The sequence below is a fragment of the Paenibacillus sp. FSL R10-2771 genome, assembly GCF_038000205.1.
GTDB lineage: Bacteria > Bacillota > Bacilli > Paenibacillales > Paenibacillaceae > Paenibacillus_AQ > Paenibacillus_AQ phytohabitans.
On sequence record NZ_JBBOBM010000001.1, the window covers coordinates 1,529,178 to 1,551,477 of the forward strand.

A 22,300-nucleotide genomic window follows, 5' to 3' on the forward strand; every position below is an offset into this window, starting at 1 on the left:
AAAATCCGGAGACCAAGGCGACCGCTGCCGCTTTTACACAATCAGTCCGTCCTCTCCGCTGTTTAAGCGGGGAAAGTGTTTCAGGACCAAAGAACAACCGGGGCTTTCGATTGCCCGCAATCTGCTGAAGCGAGCAGTCATAGACCAAAACGTAGAGCAGCGCTCCCCCAATAACAGGGGAAGCGCTGCTATGCGTTTTTGGTCAATCTGTGGCTTAATTCAATAAAAGAGCGTCCATCCAAGTGCTAACGGATATCCTTCTCAAACAGGCTTAAGGAGTGACCTCGGTAAAGGTAGCATCTGCGATAAATGCAGAACCGGACTCGGCCTGAGCAAATAACAGATAATTGCTGTGACGCAAATATTTGGTCTGGTCTGTCCACATCTGATAAGAGGATTTCTGCGGGTCGGCTAAACCGGCTACACGGCGGAAGGTCGCCTCGTTGTTAAAGGCTGCTGTGCTGTCATTCTGGTCCAGCCATACTTCGCCATTCGTCCGAACCCGCAGGAACCGTCCCGGGTAGTTGACGGACTCGAACGATACACCGCCAACACCGGCCAGGCCGGTAACCACCTTGAATTGTGAATCCTGGGCAGGGGAGACGCCGGCATCTATCCGGGCGCGGTAGCTGCTGTGCCGGAGGAAGCGGTCCGGATAGTTATAAGACTGCAGGCGGATATTCACGGAGACCGGTTCGAGTCTCCATTGCTGGTGGCTGCCGAGCGTGTACCTCCATTGATCAATCAGGGCAGCTTCACTAGTCGAGGCGTTAACCACGTCGGCCGGCTTATTCGAATGCACAGGGGTAATCCGGTAGTATCCGCTGCCCGTAGGGATGAAAGCGAACTTCTGATGGTCTCCGCCGTTGCCGGAGTAGACTTGGAATTTGGCTCCATGGTCCAGAGAGCCGCTTGCGACCTCCAGGAATAGCCCGCTCTGCACATTCTTAATGCTGTACTGGCCGCCGCCAAGATGGGTTACGGTCCATTGCTGGCTGACTGCTCCAGTATAGGTTGATTTCCTTACCGGGGAGTTGTTCGCCGTACCGGCGGCTTCCATAGCCTTGCCGTCCAAACGGACGGAGAAGCGGTACGTGCCATCCGGAATATTGCCTCCTGGAAGAGAGGCTGATTCCCCGGAGCCAGCCGGGCGGGTATAGAGCAGCGTGCCGAATCCAAGCTGGTCAAAGGTGGAGGGATACTGCGTATTCGCGCCACCTTCCGGTCTTGTCAGCGCGGCGCGGGCAGCAATATTGGGGACCGACAGTCCCTTCCGGTTGGCATAATGGTTATAGATCATTTCCCAGATGGGGCGGACCTCATTGCGGCTGGCATTGGAGACAACGGTCTGGGACTGGACGGCACCGTTCGTGCCGGTACCCCACTCGTAGGCGGCAAACGGCACATCTGCCCCGTTATTGTATTTGGCTACATATTCGGCGGCCCGCAGGAAGCGGTTGTTCGCCCAGCCGTACAGGTCGTCGCCCTGATGCCAGGCCATTTCGTTAATCACAGCCATCAGACCGACGCCGAGCTGGGTGTGCGCCTGGTCGCGCCCGGATTCCTGCCACTGGGCCAGCCCGTTCGGATGAAGGTAAGGAATCGCGTTGTAAATCGAGCCATTGCCGGCCCCATGCTTGTAATATTCAACTCCAATATTGTAGATATCCGCACGGTCGCAAAAGATCCCGATAGCCACAGCCGAAGCCATATTAGCCAGATCCCAGTTGGCCCAGTAATTCTGGATGTAGGCGTCATTGTGGTCCTGGCCGTATTCATTGCCGATCAGGAACCGTTCATTCAGCGGTTTATAGAAGACATTGATCAGCATATCCTGCATCTGCGTTAGATTAAAGCCGGGATAATCCCGCATGAGTTCGGCTGCATTGGCCAGTTCATAACCATAGAGGCCGGAAGCCAGATAACGGTCCGCATTGCCTGAGACGGCCGTAAGGGTGGACGACCAGGCGTTCAGAATATCGCGAGCGGTGTCTCCGTTGGCCGTGCTGCCGCTGATCTTCCAGCGCAGGGCATTCTGGTAAGCCCGGGCTGTATCGTTGTAGAGCAGAGCCACATTGTCCCCGGTGCCGCCGCGGATAATCGTGGCGGTTGCCTGCGGGGTCCAGCCGGCTTGCGACAGCGGGCTGTTCACGAGCTGGTTCCACCCATCCAGAACCGGCTGGGTTCCGGCATTCACCATCTGCCTCATGCGGTCGAAATCCGCCTGCGAATGGAGCAGGCCCGGATGTGCAAAGCCGCCTGCCGGAGCCGCCTCCGCTTGCTGGTCCGGTACGAGTCCGGTTAAACCTGCTGCAAGGGTGAGGATTAACAGGATCATCACAAACTTTTTCATATTATCAGCTCTCCTTCTTATTATGGAATCGCTTCCATCCCGTACTATAGCCCAATCCCGTCCGGGAATAAATTCCAATTATATTAGAAAGAGTGCATTTCTTAATGCTTTTTATAATCAGGATCTTTCCTGCGGGGGGATTGGAGCTTTCGTTAAAGTTTGAATGAAAACATAAGAAAACAAAAGAATTTACAATAGATAGCAAGTTGAGAATTTGCTATGATGAGCCGTGTTTCCGCGAGGAAATGGATTGTAGAACACAAAGTTATTCATTTACAAGGAGGTTGGATATGAGCATCCGGAAATCCCAGTTATCGAAAGCGCTTGTCATTATGATCTCAAGCATCCTGTTAGCTGTAACCCTGATTGGAGATATTGCCCTGCCTATGGCTAAGGCGGAGGCCAGTATTCCTGAACCCACGGATCTGGTTATTATTCATGAGACGGTCAGAGGCGGGTTTACCCATCCCGGGGTGGGAGTGACCAAGTCTGTTCTGGAAAATATGCGCGAGCAGGTGATCGCGGGGCAGGAGCCCTGGGCTTCGTATTACGCGGCCATGACGAAGTCGTCGTATGCTTCCAGAACCGTTACATCAAACCTGGCCAGCGCGGCAGATCCGTCCAAGCCAAAAAGCGTCGCCGTGAACAGCAAGGGAGCATTCGTTACAGACGGGTTAAGTGCGTATACGCAAGCTCTCATGTATTACATTACCGGAGATGAAGTTTATCGGGCCAATGCGATGGCTATTATCCGCATCTGGGAGCAGATGGACCCGGCCCAGTATACGTATTTTACGGACTCTCATATCCATATGGGCATTCCGCTGAACCGGATGGTGACCGCGGCGGAGATTCTCCGGTACACCGTTGCCCGGAACGGGGCGCTTAGCTGGACGGAAGCGGATACCGCCAAATTCACGTCCAATCTGATTGTGCCGATGACGGAGACCTTTCTGCACGGCAATAACTATTTCATGAACCAGCATTTGTATCCGCTGCTCGGGGCGATGTCCGGTTATATCTTCACAGACAATATGGACCGGTACAAGGAAGGCGTTGAATGGTTTACGGTTAATAAGACTGCCGTGGATCAGGGCCAGAACGGTGCGATCCGGCAGCTGTTCCGGCTGGTGACGGAAGACGCCGTAACCGGTGAACAGCTGGAGACGCCGAGAGTTCAGCATGTGGAGATGGGCCGGGACCAGGCTCACGGCGCTGGAGATCTTACCAATGTGGAGATTCTGGGACGGTTACTGGATGCCCAGGGCACGAAGGTTGATCCGGCGGATGGAACGCTGTCCACTGCGGATAATGCTGTAACCGCTTACGCCTTCCTGGGCAACCGGATTCTGAAGGCGGCGGATTACTTCGCCCAATATATGCTGGGTTATGACACACCCTGGACTCCCGTTGTGGCCCGCTACGACGCGGAAGGAAATCCGGTAATTTATAAAGTGCTGTCCGGTGCATACCGGGGGCGGATCGGCGGCAATGTATACGGCCAGTATTATTACTATAAATACAGCATGGGGCTGGATATAGAGAAGGAAGCTCCATACTATGCCGAAATGTTCAATAAGCGGACGCCGTATTACTGGGAATCACCCGATGGCGGGGCGGACTACTGGCTGTTCATCCCGAAGGAAGCGGCTTCCGAAGGGGCATCCACCTTGCCCGAAGTCTCGCCCAGCGCAGATTGGACAGAAATCGAGCAGCGGGCTACCAGCTTGGATTCCAATGCGGTGACCCGGCAAGAAGGAGACATTTCCTACGTGCAGGTTAAGGCTACAGAAGCAGGCAGCCGGGTTTCTGTGGTCGCTTCAAGCACAAGCCTGAAGACAGTTGCTCTCCGCATCCGGACCAATGGAACAGCGAGGCTGGAAGTTAACGGATGGACGGAATCAGAGCTCGTACTGCCGGATACGAAGGACCAGTGGAAATATATAACGCTGACCATGGATCAATATCATGGATTGGGCGATTTGATCTATTTCAAGGTTACGGGTCCCGGAACACTGGTCGACATCGATCATCTGCTGCTGGCGCCGGCAGCCGGATTGACCCCGCCGGTCTTAACTTCCGGACCGACAGATGTGAATGCATATGCCTATACGGGCTCTGAAGCTGCACTTCAGGTTGATCTGTCTGCCAAAGATGCAGCCGCAGGCGATACTGTGACCTATCAGCTGGACCCTAAACCTGAAGGGGCTGTATTCAATGAGAGCACGGGTGAGTTCTCCTGGATGCCGGAGCAGCCGGGGGTATATTCCCTGATCTTAAGCGCGGACGATGGAGCTGCCGTAACAGCCAAAGCTGTAACCGTTACAGTAGGCAGGAACCGGCAGGAGGCGGCAACGGCTGCTGCCGGCAGGTACAATCCGGAAACCAGCTACATCTCCACGACACTGGCGGAATATATGGCCATGATTGACGATGTGACGAATGCGCTACCAAGCGCATCCGATGAAGAGATGTACCGGAAGCTGGCCGGGCTGAATCTCGCCGCCCAAGGTCTGAAGGAATTGACACCCCTGATGAAAGACGGAAGCATGCGTTATTTCGATACGGTAGCTTCTTCCACTTTCGGTACAGAGATTGGTAATCTGATCGATAACGCGCCGGACAGCTTTGCCGGTTATTATCTGGCCGACAGTCTCAGCTATATTCTGGATTTCGGGGTGAACTTCAAGGTATCCGCCACGGCCTTCGCGCTTCAGGTCAGAACCGGATTCCCTGAGCGGATTGGCGGGGCTGCAGTATATGGCTCGAATGACAAGGAGTCCTGGACCCGGCTCACTCCGGGAGTAACTACGGTATCGGATGCAATGCAGACTCTGGAGGTCGGTGAAGCTCAGCAGGAAGGCCAGTTCCGTTTCCTGAAGCTTCAGATGATCGAGCCGTCAAGCACGATGTTCGAATTGTCCGAGCTTCGCATCTATGGCCTGCGGCATGAGACCCATAACAAGCTGAAGTCTGTAACGCTCAGCTCCCCGCAGAGTACTCAGAACAGGGTAGAAACCGGCAGCAGGGTGGACCTGTCCTTCCAATCTGCTGAACCTATTGAGGGTGTAGAGGTTACCCTACAGGGCCGGCAAGCCTCCGTTCACACCACAGACCGGATCAATTGGACAGCTTCTGTAATCATGGACAGCGCTATGCCGGCGGGCAAGATCAAATTCTCTATTAACTATACAACCGCAGGCGGATTGCCGGCCGCGCCTGCCCTGTTCACTACAGATCATTCAGTGCTCTACTATGTAAACAAGTCCAAATATGTGGATGTCACGAAGCTGGTCCGTGTGACGGCTTCAAGTGCCCAATACGGCAGTAATGGTCTGCCCGCAGACAAGGTCGGCTATCTGCTGTTTGACGGCAACACTGCAACCTATGGAGACTTGGCCAGCGGCAACGGGGCTTATTATACGCTGGACTTCGGGCCAGATGCGTCAATCAGGCTCAGCGGCGTCATTCTGCTGCCGAGAACAGGTTATGCCAGCCGGATGAACGGCCTGATCATTCAAGGCTCCAATGATGAGCTGAATTGGAGTAATCTCATCCCGGCTGTGTCTGGGGCGGCTGACCAATCCTGGACCTATATTAATGAAGAACAATTGAAGGACAGCAATCCTTACCGGTATTTAAGAATAGTGAACCCTGCTTCATGGAGCGGCAATGTAGCTGAAGCAGAAATATACGGCGAATATAGTATTCCTGCCGCAGTCCTTGAGTCGAAGGTGAAGGGGCCTGAAGGATACACCCGGCTAAGCTACTATCAGTACAAGCAAGAGGCGGACCGGATTGTGCAAGCTGCCGGAGATCAAGGCGCAGATATGCTGGCCTTGCTTAATGAGCTGTTCCAGACGGAGCGGCTGCTGGTTACGGTCACGGAGCTGCCAGCGGAGAGAATAGCAGTTACCGAACCGATGGTGAAGGCGTCCCATATCTCGTGGGACGGGAAATTATCCGAAGCTGTCAACGGCTGGAAGGCCTTCGACGGCGACAAGGCTACGTATACCGATACCAAAGCCAATCCGGGCTGGATTGTTACCGATCTGGGATCGGGCAATGACAAGGCGTTGTCCAGCTTCAAATTCTATCCGAGAAGCACTCAGGCCCATCTCGGAAGGGTCAATGGAGCGATTCTTCAGGGCTCTGCAGATGGAGAGCACTACACGGATCTATACACCATAAGCGGTATCACCACCGCTGAATGGCATACGGCTGCCATAAGTGAAGATACAGCTTACCGCTATCTGCGTTATTATTCCCCAAGCGGGAACGCCAACGTGGCGGAGCTGGAATTCTATCAGAAGACAGCTGACCGGACACTGCTGGAGTATCTGAGAGGGCAGGCCGAAGGTGTGCAGCGTGACCTCTATACGGAAGAGAGTCTTGTAACTCTGGATACGGCAAAAGCTGCCGCGCTGGACCTGGCTGCGGATGCGGCCCAATCCGCTATCGATGCAGCAGCCACCGGCTTGCTTACAGCTATGGAGCAATTGGTGGTCCAACCGGTCATTGTCAGTCTGAATAAGGTGGAAGTAAAAACAGCAGTAGGAACAGCTCCGGTGCTGCCGTCAGCAGTAAGGGCAGTGTATAGCGATAAGACGGTCAGATCCCTGTCTGTACTATGGCAGGATATCGATCCGGTTCAATACAGCTCCGTGGGAAGCTTCACGGTAACCGGCGCGGTCTACGGCACGGATGTGCCGGCAGTCGCCAATGTGGCTGTAATGGATGAAGATTGGCCAACGCCGCCGGTACTTCCGGCAGCACCAGCCGGATTAACGGCTTCCTCCATTACCGCGAATTCCCTGAAGCTGGGCTGGAATGCCCCGGCTGATCACGTCCGGGTGGCCGGTTATGAGGTCCTGCTGAACGGAGAAGTACATGGAACGGTGACAGGGGATACCTATGAGTATGGCTTCACCCGGCTATTGCCGGATACGTTATATACGTTCCGGGTGACCGCCTTCGATGATTCGGGTAACAAAGCTTCAAGTAATGACTATACGGTGAAGACACTGAAGGAGGAGGATCAATTACCGCCAACGCAATCACCGCCAACGCCGTCACCACCGGCTTCACCAGTTGACGGCGGGAATACAGGAGGGACCGCCATTCCGGCCCCGGTCCAGACAGTAATAAGCGTACATGGCAGCCGTATTCAGGTTGTTCCTGCCGTACATCAGGGAGCAGCGCTAATCACACTAAGTGAAGAGAGCCTGGAGGAAGTCCTCAAGCAGGCGATCCAGAATAAGGAGGACACCCTGCATATTCAGGTGCAGACGAACGCAGGGTTATCTTCCCTTGTGCTGGAGCTTCCAGCCAGTGCCTGGCTCAAGTCACAGCGGGAAGGAATCAGGTTTCTGTCGGTTGAGTCCAGTTTAGCGTCATTGTTAATTCCGCTGGATGCGGCCGGTAACCTGATGGAAACAGATAAGCTGACCGTGTCGGTCGGGCAGGCAGACCGGTCCGAATGGCAGGCATCGCTGTCTGGTCTGCTCAAGAACAAGCCGGTATATGAGCTCGGACTTTCCGTTAACGGACAGAGCGTGAACATCTTCGCCAACGGCAGTGTGGTGAAGGTAGTGATTCCCTATTCGCCGCAAGCGGATGAATCCGTATATGGACTGGTCGCTGCATCCCTGCGTGATGACGGAGGCCTGGAGGTGATCCGGAATTCCAAATATGACAGAATAGCCGGAAGACTTATCTTCAGCGTCAAGCACTTCAGCTCGTATGCGGTGCTCCCGGTTCCAACTGTTTATAAGGACATGGAGCCCTATTCATGGGCGAAGGATGCCGTTACAGCCTTGTCGGCCCGCGAAATTGTGCAGGGGACCGGGAATAATAGTTATGCTCCAGGGCGCGCGGTATCCCGTGCCGACTTCCTGAAGATGATGATGGAAGCCTTTGAATTAGTGCAGTCAGGCCAAAGCTCCTCTTTCCAGGATGTGAGATCCGGCCAGTGGTATGCGGATGCGGTTGCATCAGCGGAGGTCTTGGGAATTGTTACGGGATACGGGGACGGTACCTTCGGTGCAGACCGCAATATTACCCGGGAAGAAATGGCGGTCATCACCGTCCGCGTTTTGAAAGCGGCGGGAGAAGAACTGCCGAAGCATCATGAAGCCGTCAACTTCAGCGACACACCGCTAATCTCCGCGTTTGCCGTAGAGGCGGTGAATCTCATCTCTGAAGCGGGCTTCATCGAAGGCCGGAGCTCAGGTGATTTTGCTCCCAAGTCACAGGCTACGCGGGCGGAAGCTGCGGTGCTTGTGGCAAGAGTGCTGGGATTGATTTAGGCTGCTCCAGATGAGGAACAAATTCCCATTCATCTGCGTCTAACCTTATAGGACTAGCAAAACGCACTGGAGGGGAATAGATATGAGAGCAGCACCAATGAAATGGTTGATCAGGAAGACTGCACTTATTGCATTATGTATATTGCTGCTATTGATGGATGGAAGGGTAATAATGGCAGAACCGTCTGCAGGACCCAAGGCGACGGTGCATTTCACAGCGGAAATGCAGCAGCTGCTTGACAAGGCAGAGCGTGTTCTGCTGGTTGAACAGCCGTTTCCAGACGAAGCAGCCGTAGGTTTCTTCAAGAACGGGCGCAGTCTGCCCAAGGGATATTTGGAGAGGACCGCAGACCGGATTCTGGAGCAGCGGGGCAAGTTCGCCAAGGCGTCCGATCTGATTCAGACTGCGCTGGCTTATAGTGCTGCGGGCGGGAATATCAACAACACCGCCGGCATTGATTTGTATCCGCTGCTCATGAACCATGCCGGTCTTGATTCAGAAGGGGCAGCCGTTGTAGCTGCTGCTTATATTACTACGAATAACTCCACCTTCAATACTTATGAGCGGACGAACCGTTATCCCGATATGATCCTCTATCAGGTGCTCGGCATGCAGCTGGCGGACGGCAGCTGGTCCATGGCCGGCCGGAGTAATGGAGATCCGGTATCAACAGCCCGGGTGCTCACGGCGCTGGCTTCGGTAGCGGGAACGGAACTAACAGAGGAGCCTGTAGAGAAGGCTGTGCAGTGGCTGAGGGACAAGCAGCAGCCGGACGGCGGGTTGGACGGCAAGACTGAGACCACGGCGAAAGTGATTATTGCTCTATCCTCTCTGGGAATGGATGCGGCAGACTTTGCGCAAGCAGGCGGGCCATCGCTGCTGGACCATTTGCTGTCTGCGCAGCTCCCGGGCGGCGGCTTTGCGCAAATGGCGGGCGGCTCAAGTGACCTTTCAGCCACGGTGAACAGCTATCTTGCCCTGACCTCATACAAGCTTTTGGCGGAACAGGCAGGACTTCTGTACAGCGGACTGCATCATACCGGACCTGAGCGGGCGGTGATCCAGATTGAAGGCCCCGGCGGTACGCTTGCCGGCGGACGGATAACGGGAGGTGATGCGGTGAAGACGGCCGCCGCTTTTTTACAGTCGAAGGGTCTTGCTTATAAGCTGAATGCAGATGCCGCCAAGCCGGCCTTCACAGCTATTGAAGGAATTCAGAACGGACGGTACAACGGACGCGGAGAATGGAAAATTGCCGTTTACAGCGGGGGAAGCGCCTGGCTGTTTCCTGAGAACATTTCATCCAGGCTTACCGTTGGAGACGGCGACCAATTGCTGGTGTACTATGCCGATGACACGGAGCTATTAGACCGGATAACGGTGGAATGGAAGGACCAGTATGGCCAGCAGAGCGGAAGTTATGCTACTGCCAATACACCGTTTTCGCTGCGGATCACCAGATCGAACAGCCAGCTAGGCGGCCTTCCGGCCTTTGGGGTGACGGTAACTCTTCAGGGGACCAGCGTAGTCGCCGACAGCGCCGGAAAGGTATCCTTTGCCGGAATGAAGCCAGGCGTTTATCCTGTGCAGATTACCAAATACCGTAAAGATGGCGCTCCCGCGTTAGCCAAGCGTACGTTTGCACTGCATATTGCTTCCCCTGAGCTGGCCAGATTTATTGATGCCGGTAAAGTTGCCGCCTGGGCAAGGGGGGATATCGCTATGGCGCTGAGCAGCGGGTATATTCAGGGCGTGAGTGCCGGCGGCAATGTGCTTGCACCGAAGCAAAAGCTGACCCGGGCCGAATTTCTGACCCTGCTGCTACGGCTGCTGCATGTGTTCCCTGACGGGAAGACGGTCACCGGATTTACGGATGTACCAGCAGGCAAATGGTACAGCGGTACCGTCACTAAGGCCGTTGAACTCGGCATTGTTAGCCCCGCATCAGGCAAGTTTGAGCCGGACCGCGGCATTACGCGGGAAGAAGCGGCGGTCATGGTTGTCCAAGCTGCACAGCTGACCACGTACGGCAGTCCTGAACGTATGGGCTTAGCTGATGTTGCAGGCCTGACACCGGCCAGCCGCCAGGCGATTCAAGCTGTCAATGAATACGGAGTTATGACCGGCAGCGGCGGCCGCTTCGAGCCGAAGCAGGTTCTGGTGCGTGAGCAGGCAGCGGCCATTCTGGTCAGGCTGCAGAAGGTCAGTCCGGGAGGGAACATGTCTGGACTGTAAGGACCAGACATCAAGGCTGCCCCGTTCACGAATCCGTTTCGGGCAAGCGTGATTGGTTGTGAAACAAGATACAGAACAACAACAGGACCGGCCGCTGGGGCCGGTCCTGTTGTTGTTCCTGCCATGTTATTTGTCCATGGGGGCAACGCGTTTTTTTCGGCACACGGCGACCACGTACAAAGGATTCATATCTTTTACTTCTCCCAGAGCCACTAGCTCGTAGCCGCTAATGACAGGATTGGTATAAGGCGTGCTTGCTGCGCCCAAATTTCTAGACTTTCTGATAATCTGGGTGTGGAAGGCAACATAGTCCGTAGTGAAGGTTTGCCCGTATAGCTCCAGGATATCATATTCCTTCAGGAGTTCTCCCGCAAGCTCGACAATCGTATATTCATATTTGTGGTAATGATTTCTTGACTGCTCCACAAAATAAGCGGAAGGGTTCGCAATGCTGCGGTTAGGTGTGGAGACAATAAAGATCCCGTCATCTTTTAAAAGCCTGGAGGATTCTTTAATCCATACACTGCCGTCATCTATATGCTCAATGGTCTCAAAGGAAACAACAACATCAAAGCTTTTGTCCTCCAGTTCAAGCTTGTTTACATTGCCGTAGGCATAATCAATCTGATCATGACCATAAGTTTTGCGCGCATTTGACAAGCTGGCTTCATCGATATCTACGCCAAGTACATGGCTGGCCCTGGACGCCTGCAGCATTTTGGAGCCATACCCCGCTCCGCAGGCGGCGTCCAGCACCCGTTTATCCTTGACGTATTTTTGGGCTAACCTGTATCTGTTCAGATGCTCTTCCAGCACATCTCCGTAATTCTTTTTGACCACATCGTTAATGACGACACGTTCCCCCGTAAAAAGAACATCATTTTGTTCGGTGTCCAGGATTTCCAACACTTCATTTTTTTCCTGAATGGGTGAGGCGGGCAATACTCCCTTTTGGAACACCCGTGTAACTGTTTGATTAATTTATATGGCAATCGCTCATAAATATGATGAGTAACAGAAGAATATCGGATTTGCCGGACATTCTGGACATTCCGGACCTAAGTTGTGGAGGTGAAAGGAGGGACCAGACATCAAGGCAGCTGCTAAAGGTGCTGTTGATATCAAGTCCGGGGAAACAGGCAAGTGAGGGTGCGGATAGCGGCATTGTTCCCTGGAATGGGATTAGGAGGAAACAGATTTCCGCCTGAAAATATAAACAGCATTATCAGGCGAAGGAGGTAACAGGAGGGAGGACAATCGCTCGCTGAGCTCCATTGTGAACTTATCAGCGCTGTAATAAGCGTCGAAATCTCCAGTCACCGCAGGATCCTTTGTGCCAAGAACGATATATAAGTCAACCGAGCCGGTTTTAAATACATGTTTTTCATACGGGTTTTTAGGTACCGGCCAAGAGCAGAGTACTACTTCAGGACTGTATTTATGAAGAGCAGCTTTGGCATCTGCCTGTTCCACGAAGCCGGGGTAGTCGATATAGTGCTTCCAGCTATAGTCGTCTGTTGCTGTGCAGTTGATGTTTTTTTCGTTTAAAAACTTGGTTAACGTACCGTCGCCTGCAGCTATTTCAAGACATTTTTTATCGCCTATCAAGCTTGAGAGTTCGCTAATTAAAGGTTTTGAGTAGAAACAATAAATGCCTTTTTTATTGACGAGAGGCATTAATATTTTTTTATTGAGGAGAATCCGCCAACACAGCCTGAATAGGCCCAGAGAAACCGGCTTTCGTTCAAGCCCCTTTTTGAATAAAAGCTTTTGTAAGATCATGCCGTCCCAGAGGTTGAACTTTACATTTCCGGCAGGCGTTTTTGAAGAAGCCGTTATATTTAGCTGCTCCAGCAGATGGATGGCAAATCGGGCCTTAATCACATTGGGCAGAAAGGCATTAACTGTTTTTTCATTAAAGCCGCTTTTGGAAATTTTATGATTGGCCATCTTTGCACTTGCCGTATATTTATCAAGAATGGCAGGAATTAGATTAGAATTCCGGGTGCTTTTCAGTATACTTAGTTCTTGCAGTACCTCTGCCTGATACTCCGGATACTGTTGTAATAATGTTTCTACGCTAATTTCATTGGCTAAAATTTTACGGGCGGTATCATTCGTGAAATTTCTCATCTCATTCTCCATTACAAGTGAATTTCATATTGTTCTTCCTATTCGTATAATGTATCATGCCATTCCGGGGAATGGAATTGATAAGTAATGCAAAACCATGAGAGAAAAGAACTATATTAACTTCTGACAAAAGTGTAAACTTAACAGGCTAACCGACTTATACTTGGGTCAATTGAGGATGGAGGGCATTCGTGAAGAAATTTCGTTTTACGATTAAACAGAAAATTCTTTCTTTAACGATTCTGATTATTGCCTGCCTGCTGGCATTTGTAATCGTCATCCACTGGAGAATAAATTCCCTGCAGCAAGAAACCAACTTCATTACACATCAGGATCGGCAAATTACCAGCCTGACTAATCAAATCGAGAAAAATATACTGGATATGGAAACAGACCAGCGTGGATATGTCATTACAGGTGATGATAAATATTTGGAGCCCTTCCGCCAGGGGCTGGCTGAGTGGGAAACTAATTTTGATGAATTATCTATATTAAATGCTATGGATTCTGTACAGCAAAGCCGGCTTCAGAGCATCAAGAACAATATAGAGCAGTGGATTGAGCTATCTGCCCAGCATGTCATTCAATTGAAGAAAGCGGGAGAGGACGGTCAAGTCGGACAATTCTTCAAGACAGATTCCAGCATCGATCAAATGGATCATATCCGTAATCAGATCAGTGCGTTCCGTGACAACAGGAATGAGAATACCAATCGGTTAATAACAAACCAGGCAGACCGGAATACAGTGCTGTTGGAATTGCTGTATATCGTCTGGTTCCTGATCGCAGCAGCAGCAGTTTCTGCATCTGTGTTCATCGCCCGTTCCATCTCGCGTACGGCTTCCCAAATCACAGGCACGCTTACTGATCTGGTGAAAGTTGAGAATTTGAGCACACGGATTTCAATTACCAGCAATGATGAAATCAGTGACCTGGGACAAGCCGTTAATCTGTTGCTGGATAATCAGCAAGAACGGCTGTGGCTGCAGCAGCAGGAGAAGGAGATGCTGTCAGAATATCAGGGCATTACGCAGACTGCATTACTGGGAGATGTTTATCTAAGTAAGCTTGCCAAAATTATGGATTATCCCTATGGAACCCTGTATGTCCGCACGCAGGATAACGGCCAGGATTTTTTAACAAGAGTATCGGTATTTGCGGGTACTGCTGTGGATAGCGATCACGAACAAGTCAATTTCGGAGAAGGACTGGTAGGGCAATGTGCGAAAGAGGGCAGGCTGATTCATGTAGATCACTTGCCGGAGCCCTACATCCATATCCGCTCAGGACTTGGTGCTGCTTCGCCGCAGTCACTGGTTCTAATCCCTGTCATCTTCCTGGGAGAAGTGCTTGCCGTTGTGGAGATAGCATCTTTCAAGCCTTTATCCAGTCTGCATATTCTCTTTCTGGAGTCGACCTCCGGGCATTTCGGTGCAGCTCTCAATGGTGCTCTGAGCAGTATGAAGATCGACGGATTGCTGAAAGAATCACAAAGCTTGAACGAGGAGCTCCAAGTATATACAGAAGAGCTTCAGACACAGTCTGAAGAACTTCATATCCAGACGGAAATTCTGCACGCCACCAACAAGAAGCTGGAAGAGAAGCAGGTCCTGGCTGAGCAAAAAACGCTGGAAGCGGAGCAAGCCCAGGAAGAGCTCACCCAGTATGCTAAGATTCTGCAGCAAAGCACACAATATAAATCTGAGTTTTTGGCAAATATGTCACATGAGCTTAGAACTCCGCTGAACGGGATCTTGCTGCTGTCTGAATTTCTAATGGAGAACCAGTCAGAGCGCCTTGGAGACGAGGAGGTTGAATTCTCGCATGCCATTCATTCTGCAGGACAGGATTTGCTGGCTCTGATTAATGATATTCTTGACCTGTCCAAAGTGGAAGCCGGGAAGATGAATATCGAGATTGAAGCGGTTAATATCACTGAAATTCCTGAAATGGTACTTCAAAGCTTCGGGCAGCTATCGCGGAAAAAAGAGCTTCCTTTCCATGTACACCTGGAGGAAGGGGTGCCGGAAATCATCTATACCGATGCTCAGCGATTACGGCAAATTCTGAGCAACTTGTTATCCAATGCGTTTAAGTTTACAATGCAAGGTTCGGTTACGTTCAGAATTGGTATAGCTTCCATAGATGAGCTTGAGCCATTGGAAGATGCACAAGACAGCTATTATATCCGGTTTAGTGTTACAGATACAGGGATAGGTATCTCTGAGAATAAACAAGCCTTGATCTTTGATGCTTTTCAGCAGGCGGATGGGCATACGGAGCGTGAATATGGAGGCACCGGACTGGGGCTGTCAATTACCAAACAACTGGTTTCATTACTTGGAGGTAAGATCAGTCTGGTTAGCGAAAAGGGGGCAGGCAGCACCTTTAACGTCTATCTGCCGCCTGCCAGGCATGCTGCTGTCTATGAAGAACAGCATCCACTGCCGGAAAAGCTGGCGGAAACCCCGGATGAACTGGTTGCCGCAGCCGGGACCGGATATTATAACGACTACTCCCTGTTGGCCGATAAAGAAGTTCTGATCGTAGATGATGATGAAAGGAATTTATTTGCGCTAACGAAAATTCTGGAGAAAAATGGATTGAACGTAACCAAGGCCACTAACGGCCAAGAGGCCGTGGAGTACCTGCAGACCGGAGCAGCTGTTGATATGATTCTGATGGATATCATCATGCCTGTGATGAATGGCTATGATACGATCAAATGGATTAGACAAATGCCGTTGAGACAGGAGACGCCGGTCATTGCATTGACTGCAAAGGCGATGCAGGAAGACAGAACCAGAATTCTGGAGGCGGGGGCGACTGAATATTTAAGCAAGCCCGTTAATATGGAGCAGTTACTGACCCTGATGAAAATGATTATATAAGAGTGAGCTATTCAGTAGGCTGCGAAGGTCATGGATACTGCGAGCAAGCTAATCCCGGCGAATACGTTTGCATTGCCAATCTGGTAGGCAATGCGCTTAAATTTACTGAGCAGGGTGAGGTATATTGTGCAAACTGAGGCCGTTGCGGAAGACCGGATCACCTTCTCCATTGATGTTAAGGATACCGGCATTGGACTGCCTGTAGAACAGAAAGCCAACCTGTTCCGCTCCTTCTCGCAAATTCATGAAAGACGTTCACCGGGAAGCTATAGCGGAGCCGGACTGGAGCTCTCCATCTGTAAGCAGCTGGCTGAGCTAATGAACGGCAAAGTATGGCTTAAGGATACCAGCGAACAGGGCAGTACGTTTGCATTCGCGATTCCTTGCTTTGTGGCAGGTTCGTAACTTATTCAATTCCGTGTCAACGCTCCGGGCTCCATTGCCAAGCCATATGAAATGTTCCCATGAGTCAAGAAGGCATAATCTCGATTCAGGGATATGGTATTGTTCAATATCCTCTTGGCTGAACTGTTGCAAGACCTCAGGTACGGGAAGGATACTGAATGAAGGTACCATCTGCCGTAGCCAGCCCGCGAAGGAGTAATAATCGAATAGCCCTGCTCTAGCAGACCACTTTATTTAACCATACGTCTAATTCTCACATATTCCCGGGGGAGATAGGGTACGCTGATGGGGAGCGGATCAGTAAAGCTTCCGGTACGGAAACTAAATTCTTCAGTGGAGAAGCTGCTTATTTGTGATACTGCCGTATGAGAAATTAATAAGTTTTCCATTTTCCAGCCAAATATCAACATGGCGGCGAACAGGAAAATGCTGCATATTATTTTACGTATTAACATGGGGAATGCCTCCTTTTCACACAGGCTCTCCTGATGCTTCCCGGATTATTCACCGCAAATTGCCTTTACATTCTCCTTCGGTGACTATATAATTGCAATAATTGTATACGGAGTTAACCGGAGGAGCCTGCCAACAGCGGGCTCTTTTTGTGTTTTTATCTGGAATAAATTTACTGCTGCGGAGGTATTGGAATGGAAATGAACAATGAGAGCATTATGGTGTGTGTGCATTATGGCCCCCACGGGCAGAGGTTAATACAGCGTGGAGGACAATTGGCCAAATTGCTCAAGGCTCCGCTGATTGTGCTTACAGTAGATGCATCCGGAGACAATGAATATAACCGGGAGAAGCAGCAGTACCTGTCTGGATGGGAGAAACAGACCCAGGAGGTCGGCGGACAATTTGTGATCCGCAAATGTAATGGCAGGAAAACGGCTGATGTGATTGTGGAGACTGCAAAGGATAATAAAATAACGCAAATTGTACTCGGACAGTCAAGCCAAACGCTGTGGCAGGAGATTACACGGGGAAGCTTCATCAATGAGCTGCTGGAGCGGATGGGCCCGATTGATCTTCATATCGTTGCGGTGCAGCGCTATCCGGAGCTGCTCGAAAAGTCCCATGAGCAAGGATTCTCTGCTTATCTGGTCAAAGAGGGCGACCGCCATATCCTTATGGATGAACCGGATGGAGATGAAGCCATGAAGGGGGTCTTCTTCCGTGAGCTCGATACGGATTTCAATACCGGCCTGTTCAAAATCGTCAGAAACGGTGAAGCGCAATATTTGAGGATTGTACAGAACGAATGGGTTAAGCCCCGTTAAGCGGATTATACCAAAACTAGAAAGGGGGATTAAGCCTTGCTGCATATGATTATCCTGCTTCCGTTTTTGCTGGCTGCGCTAATGCTGCTGATGAAGCGAAATAAACGGTTCCACCTGGGCTGGATCGCTCTGCCCCTTCCCGCAGCTCTCTTCATTTATTTCCTGACGAGAATTCCAGCCATCCGGGCTGGCGAGCCTATTGTTAACAATATCAACTGGATGCCGTCCTTTGGGGTAAATATTTCTCTGGTGCTGGACGGACTCAGCTTGCTCTTTGTCCTGCTGATTACCGGAATGGGTGCCCTGGTTGTGCTCTATTCCATTTATTATCTCGATAAGCTGATGGAAGGAATCCGCCAGTTTTATATGTACCTGCTCATGTTTATGGGAGCAATGCTGGGTGTTGTCCTGTCAGATAATCTGATGGTGCTGTACGGATTCTGGGAACTGACGAGCATTTCTTCGTTCCTGCTCATTGCCTTCTGGCACCGCCGGGAAAGATCCTCCTATGGAGCATTGAAGTCCATGCTGATCACGGTGTTCGGCGGTCTGGCGATGCTTGCCGGATTTAATCTTCTGTATATAATGACCGGCACTTATAGTATCCGCGAGATTGTTGCACAGGCAGGGACCTTGACCGAAAGTGCCATGTTTATCCCGTCCATGCTGCTTATTCTCCTGGGTGCCTTTACGAAATCCGCCCAGTTTCCGTTCCATATCTGGCTGCCTGATGCTATGGAAGCGCCGACTCCGGTAAGTGCATACCTTCACTCGGCTACCATGGTTAAGGCGGGGATCTATCTGGTGGCGCGGCTCACCCCTCTATATGCCGGAGCATCCGAGTGGTTCTGGCTCGTTTCTGTCACAGGACTGGTAACTTTGATCTATGGTTCGTTCAAAGCCATCCGGCAAACGGATCTCAAGGCCTTACTCGCGTACTCCACGATCAGTCAACTCGGATTGATCATGTCTTTGCTGGGACTCGGGTCGGCGGCAGCCTTCTTTACCGGCACGGGGGATGCGGTTTTTTATACGATGGCTACTACTGCAGCGCTCTTTCATCTCATTAATCATGCTGTATTTAAAGGCAGTCTGTTTATGGTTGTGGGCATCATTGACCACGAGACGGGTACCCGTGATCTGCGCAAGCTTGGAGGGCTTATGTCTCTCATGCCAGTCACCTTCTCTGTCGCATTGATCGGGGCGTTCTCCATGGCTGGATTGCCGCCATTCAGCGGATTCCTTAGTAAAGAAATGTTCTTCACCTCTATGCTTAATATCCGGGAGTTTGACATCCTGAGCTCAGGATACTGGACGCAGCTCTTTCCGGTAATTGCCTGGATTGCCAGTGTGTTTACCTTTGTATATAGCATGATTTTTGTCTTCAAGACCTTCCGCGGCAAGCTGAGGGAAGACAAACTGGATAAAATTCCGCATGAAGCTCCACTGGGTCTCTTGCTGTCACCGGTGATTCTAATTTCACTTGCTGTAGTGTTTGCATTCTTCCCTGACCTGGTCTCTGCTACGCTGATTGAACCGGCAATGTCTTCCATCCATACGGGGATACTCGCACCGGAAGAAGCTTTTGAAGTTTCTATTCATTTCTGGCATGGCTGGACACCGGAAATCTTCATGACCCTCGGCGTTATAGCCGCAGGTACACTGTTATTTAGAATCTATACCCGGCTGCGGGTACTGGACCGCGAAGCAAGCGGACGCAATACGCTGAACCGTATGTATGACTTCTCGCTAAGACTGCTGGAGAATGGTTCAAGACGTTTGACTGATGCCTATATGACTGGTTCCAATCGCCATTACCTGCTCTATATTTTCAGCTTTTTCATCATTTCGTTACTCACAGTTCTGCTGCGGCAGTCAGGCATAAGCTTTGGCATGGATCAGTATGCCTCATTGTCTTTTTATGAAACGGCTGTTGTAGCAGCAATGCTGTTGGCTGCCTTTGCTGTTCCATTTGCCAAGTCACGTGTTAACGCGATTCTTTTCACCGGTGGTGTAGGGTACATGGTGACGCTGCTCTTCGTTCTTTTCCGGGCACCGGATCTTGCACTCACCCAAATGATTATAGAGACCGTATCGGTCATTCTGTTCCTTCTTTGTTTCCGGTATTTACCTAAGCTGAAGAAGCAGAGGGAGCCGCTGCGCTTTAAGCTGCCCAATCTGATCATAGCGCTTGGAGCCGGCATTACAATGACGTTGATCGCTCTGGCGGCTATGGGTACCAGTCCTTTTGAACCTATCTCCGAGTTTTTCCTGAAAGAAAGCTATAACCTGGCTGGCGGCAAGAATGTTGTCAACGTCATCCTGGTAGATTTCCGCGGGTTTGATACCTTGTTTGAAATCATGGTGCTCGGCATCGCCTCACTGGCCATTTATGGTCTGATTCATCTGAGAATGGAGGAGGAGCTCCCGCCGCTCCAACCCGCCAAAAAAGAAAAATTGCCGCTGCGCAGCAATGACGTTATTCTGCAGACGATGTCCAAGGGGATTGTCCTCATTATTCTGATATTCTCCCTGTATCTGTTCTTTGCCGGACATAATCATCCGGGGGGAGGCTTTATCGGGGCTTTGATGACTTCTGCTGCGCTGATCCTCATTACAATCGCATTTGGAATGGATCAGGTACGTAAGGTGCTCCCTGTGAATTACCGGCTGCTTACAGCTTCCGGACTCCTGCTGGCTATTCTAACAGCGTCAGGCTCATTCCTGTTTGACGCTCCTTTTCTAAGTCATGCTTTCGGCCATTTTCATCTGCCAGTGCTTGGCGATACGGAGCTGGCGACTGCCGTCCTGTTTGACCTTGGCGTATACCTGGCCGTGGTCGGTGTGACGATGAACATCATTTTATCGATCGGAGGGGAAAAGAAATGGAACTCCTAATGGCGGTTGCGGTCGGCATTCTCTTCACGATCGGTGTGTACCTGATTCTGTCCAAAAGCCTGCTGCGCATTGTGCTGGGAACCTCCCTGCTGACGCATGGTGTCCATCTGCTGCTGCTCACAATGGCCGGGCTCAAAAAGGGTGCAGCCCCTGTGCTGGGCAAAGCGGATACTTATGTTGATCCGCTGCCGCAGGCATTGATTCTAACCTCCATAGTTATCAGCTTTGGGGTTACAGCCTTCTACTTCGTACTCGCGTACCGGTCTTACCAGACGCTGGGTACTGACGAAATTGACAGCATTAAGGAGGACAACGAATGAGCAATCTATTGGTACTCCCGATTCTCATTCCGCTGACTACGGCTGTCATCCTGATTTTTCTCAAAGAGAAGATCCGGCTTCAGCGCGTGATTAGTGCGCTCAGCGGTCTGCTGAACATTCTGGTTGCAGTGCTGCTGGTTTCACGTGTCCACTCTGAGGGCATACAGACCTTGCAGATGGGGGGCTGGGCTCCTCCGTACGGGATTGTATTTGTAGGTGATATGTTTGCTGTGTTGCTGGTAATGATGGCTTCGATCGTCAGCTTTGCGATTCTGTGCTACTCTTTCAGCAGCATTGGAGAGAAGCGGGAGCGGTTCTATTATTATACGTTCTTTCAGTTTTTGCTGGTCGGGGTATACGGCTCATTTCTTACCGGGGATATTTTCAACCTGTTTGTCTTTTTTGAGGTTATGCTGATTTCTTCTTATGCGCTCATCTCACTCGGAGGGACCAAGCTTCAGCTAAGAGAAACATCGAAATACCTGCTCATTAATATCGTATCCTCGACACTGTTTGTAGCAGCGGTAGCTTATCTCTATGCAGCAGTAGGAACACTCAACATGGCACACCTGTCCCAGCGTATCGCTGAAGCGGGACAAGGCGGCGTGCTTAATGTGATTGCTGTTTTGTTCCTGATTGTATTTTCCCTAAAGGCAGGGCTGTTCCTGTTCTTCTGGCTTCCAGGGTCATACAGTGCGCCTCCGGCGGCTGTTAGAGCGTTGTTCGGTGCACTGCTGACCAAAGTGGGACTCTATGCAATCATCCGTACCTTCACGCTGCTGTTTGTTAACGATCCCGGCTTCACCCATGACTGGATTGCCTGGATGGCTGCTGCTACCATGATTCTGGGCAGCCTGGGGGCAGTCGCTTATAAGGATATCCCGAGGATTCTGAATTATAACATCATTATCAGCGTTGGATTTGTAGCCTTTGGACTCGCTGCAGGGACTGCAGATTCACTGAATGGGGCGGTCTTCTATCTGCTGCACGATATGCTGGCCAAGGGACTCATGTTTATTCTGGGCGGGATGATTATATCCGCAGCCGGAACTGACCGGCTAGGCAGTATGGGCGGGATGATTAAAAGGTATCCGTTCATCGGCTGGATGTTCTTTATCCTTGCTCTTGCCCTGACAGGTATTCCGCCGCTGAGCGGGTTTGCCGGCAAGATTCTGATCATCCGCGGAGCTCTGGCTGAGGGAATGCTGACGTTGTCCTTAATTGGACTAGGATCGAGCTTACTGGTGCTGTATTCCCTGATGAAGGTGTTCAGGCTGGCGTTCTGGGGAAATGAACCGGTGAATGAATTGCCTAGAGTGAACTTGAAGGCTGCATCGGCTATTGCCGCCGGACTCCTGCTGCTTGTGATTGCTATGGGGGTCGGTGCCGAGTCCGTCTATGCTTATGTATCGCAGGCAGGCGAGGTTTTGGCGTCACCTGCGCGGTACATTGAAGCCATAATGAAGGAGTAGAGAA

At 51.2% G+C, this 22,300-nt stretch carries 12 protein-coding genes; 8 read left to right on the forward strand and 4 right to left on the reverse strand.

The window, feature by feature from the left end:
- Positions 1-271: 271 nt before the first annotated feature.
- Complete coding sequence (locus tag NSU14_RS06485) at positions 272-2,353, reverse strand: RICIN domain-containing protein (protein ID WP_336103355.1); 2,082 nt, start codon at positions 2,351-2,353, stop codon at positions 272-274.
- 290 nt (positions 2,354-2,643) lie between these two features.
- Here NSU14_RS06485 and NSU14_RS06490 point away from each other — a divergent pair, with 290 nt between their 5' ends.
- Positions 2,644-8,661, forward strand: a complete 6,018-nt coding sequence (locus NSU14_RS06490) for an S-layer homology domain-containing protein (protein ID WP_340943617.1) — start codon at positions 2,644-2,646, stop codon at positions 8,659-8,661.
- A gap of 172 nt (positions 8,662-8,833) precedes the next feature.
- Entirely contained in the window at positions 8,834-10,897 is a 2,064-nt protein-coding gene (locus tag NSU14_RS06495) for an S-layer homology domain-containing protein (RefSeq protein WP_340943618.1), read from the forward strand.
- Positions 10,898-11,023: 126 nt separating this feature from the next.
- Here NSU14_RS06495 and NSU14_RS06500 read toward each other — a convergent pair whose 3' ends face one another.
- Together NSU14_RS06500 and NSU14_RS06505 are read right to left on the reverse strand one after the other, a co-directional pair.
- Positions 11,024-11,806, reverse strand: a complete 783-nt coding sequence (locus NSU14_RS06500) for a class I SAM-dependent methyltransferase (RefSeq protein ID WP_340943620.1) — start codon at positions 11,804-11,806, stop codon at positions 11,024-11,026.
- A 273-nt stretch (positions 11,807-12,079) separates the two neighbouring features.
- Entirely contained in the window at positions 12,080-13,042 is a 963-nt protein-coding gene (locus NSU14_RS06505; protein ID WP_340943623.1) for a hypothetical protein, read from the reverse strand.
- A 179-nt stretch (positions 13,043-13,221) separates the two neighbouring features.
- On the opposite strand from NSU14_RS06505, the gene NSU14_RS06510 reads away from it, so the two are divergent.
- Positions 13,222-15,921, forward strand: coding sequence for a response regulator (locus tag NSU14_RS06510; protein ID WP_340943624.1), 2,700 nt, complete (start codon positions 13,222-13,224; stop codon positions 15,919-15,921).
- Between the two features lie 126 nt (positions 15,922-16,047).
- Positions 16,048-16,326, forward strand: coding sequence for an ATP-binding protein (locus NSU14_RS06515; RefSeq protein ID WP_336103359.1), 279 nt, complete (start codon positions 16,048-16,050; stop codon positions 16,324-16,326).
- Positions 16,327-16,556: 230 nt separating this feature from the next.
- Here NSU14_RS06515 and NSU14_RS06520 read toward each other — a convergent pair whose 3' ends face one another.
- Entirely contained in the window at positions 16,557-16,781 is a 225-nt protein-coding gene (locus NSU14_RS06520; protein ID WP_336103360.1) for a hypothetical protein, read from the reverse strand.
- 192 nt (positions 16,782-16,973) lie between these two features.
- On the opposite strand from NSU14_RS06520, the gene NSU14_RS06525 reads away from it, so the two are divergent.
- The 4 genes from NSU14_RS06525 to NSU14_RS06540 are packed head-to-tail and all read left to right on the forward strand — an operon-like array spanning position 16,974 to position 22,296.
- Positions 16,974-17,606, forward strand: a complete 633-nt coding sequence (locus tag NSU14_RS06525; protein WP_340943629.1) for a universal stress protein — start codon at positions 16,974-16,976, stop codon at positions 17,604-17,606.
- Between the two features lie 45 nt (positions 17,607-17,651).
- Positions 17,652-20,504: a Na+/H+ antiporter subunit A gene (locus NSU14_RS06530; RefSeq protein ID WP_340948906.1), complete on the forward strand. Its 2,853-nt coding sequence runs from the start codon at positions 17,652-17,654 to the stop codon at positions 20,502-20,504.
- Positions 20,492-20,824 (forward strand): Na(+)/H(+) antiporter subunit C, encoded by a 333-nt coding sequence (locus tag NSU14_RS06535; RefSeq protein WP_042139027.1) that lies wholly within the window; start codon positions 20,492-20,494, stop codon positions 20,822-20,824. The genes NSU14_RS06530 and NSU14_RS06535 overlap by 13 nt, the downstream gene beginning before the upstream one ends.
- Positions 20,821-22,296 (forward strand): Na+/H+ antiporter subunit D, encoded by a 1,476-nt coding sequence (locus NSU14_RS06540; protein WP_042139026.1) that lies wholly within the window; start codon positions 20,821-20,823, stop codon positions 22,294-22,296. The genes NSU14_RS06535 and NSU14_RS06540 overlap by 4 nt, the downstream gene beginning before the upstream one ends.
- The last annotated feature ends 4 nt before the right edge of the window (positions 22,297-22,300 follow it).

What these genes read in the sequence shown, in the direction of transcription:
- NSU14_RS06485 (WP_336103355.1), bottom strand. Translation starts at nt 2,353, where the DNA reads ATGAAAAAGTTTGTGATGATCCTGTTAATCCTCACCCTTGCAGCAGGT.
- NSU14_RS06490 (WP_340943617.1), top strand. Translation starts at nt 2,644, where the DNA reads ATGAGCATCCGGAAATCCCAGTTATCGAAAGCGCTTGTCATTATGATC.
- NSU14_RS06495 (WP_340943618.1), top strand. Translation starts at nt 8,834, where the DNA reads ATGGCAGAACCGTCTGCAGGACCCAAGGCGACGGTGCATTTCACAGCG.
- NSU14_RS06505 (WP_340943623.1), bottom strand. Translation starts at nt 13,042, where the DNA reads ATGGAGAATGAGATGAGAAATTTCACGAATGATACCGCCCGTAAAATT.
- NSU14_RS06520 (WP_336103360.1), bottom strand. Translation starts at nt 16,781, where the DNA reads ATGTTAATACGTAAAATAATATGCAGCATTTTCCTGTTCGCCGCCATG.
- NSU14_RS06525 (WP_340943629.1), top strand. Translation starts at nt 16,974, where the DNA reads ATGGAAATGAACAATGAGAGCATTATGGTGTGTGTGCATTATGGCCCC.
- NSU14_RS06530 (WP_340948906.1), top strand. Translation starts at nt 17,652, where the DNA reads ATGATTATCCTGCTTCCGTTTTTGCTGGCTGCGCTAATGCTGCTGATG.
- NSU14_RS06535 (WP_042139027.1), top strand. Translation starts at nt 20,492, where the DNA reads ATGGAACTCCTAATGGCGGTTGCGGTCGGCATTCTCTTCACGATCGGT.
- NSU14_RS06540 (WP_042139026.1), top strand. Translation starts at nt 20,821, where the DNA reads ATGAGCAATCTATTGGTACTCCCGATTCTCATTCCGCTGACTACGGCT.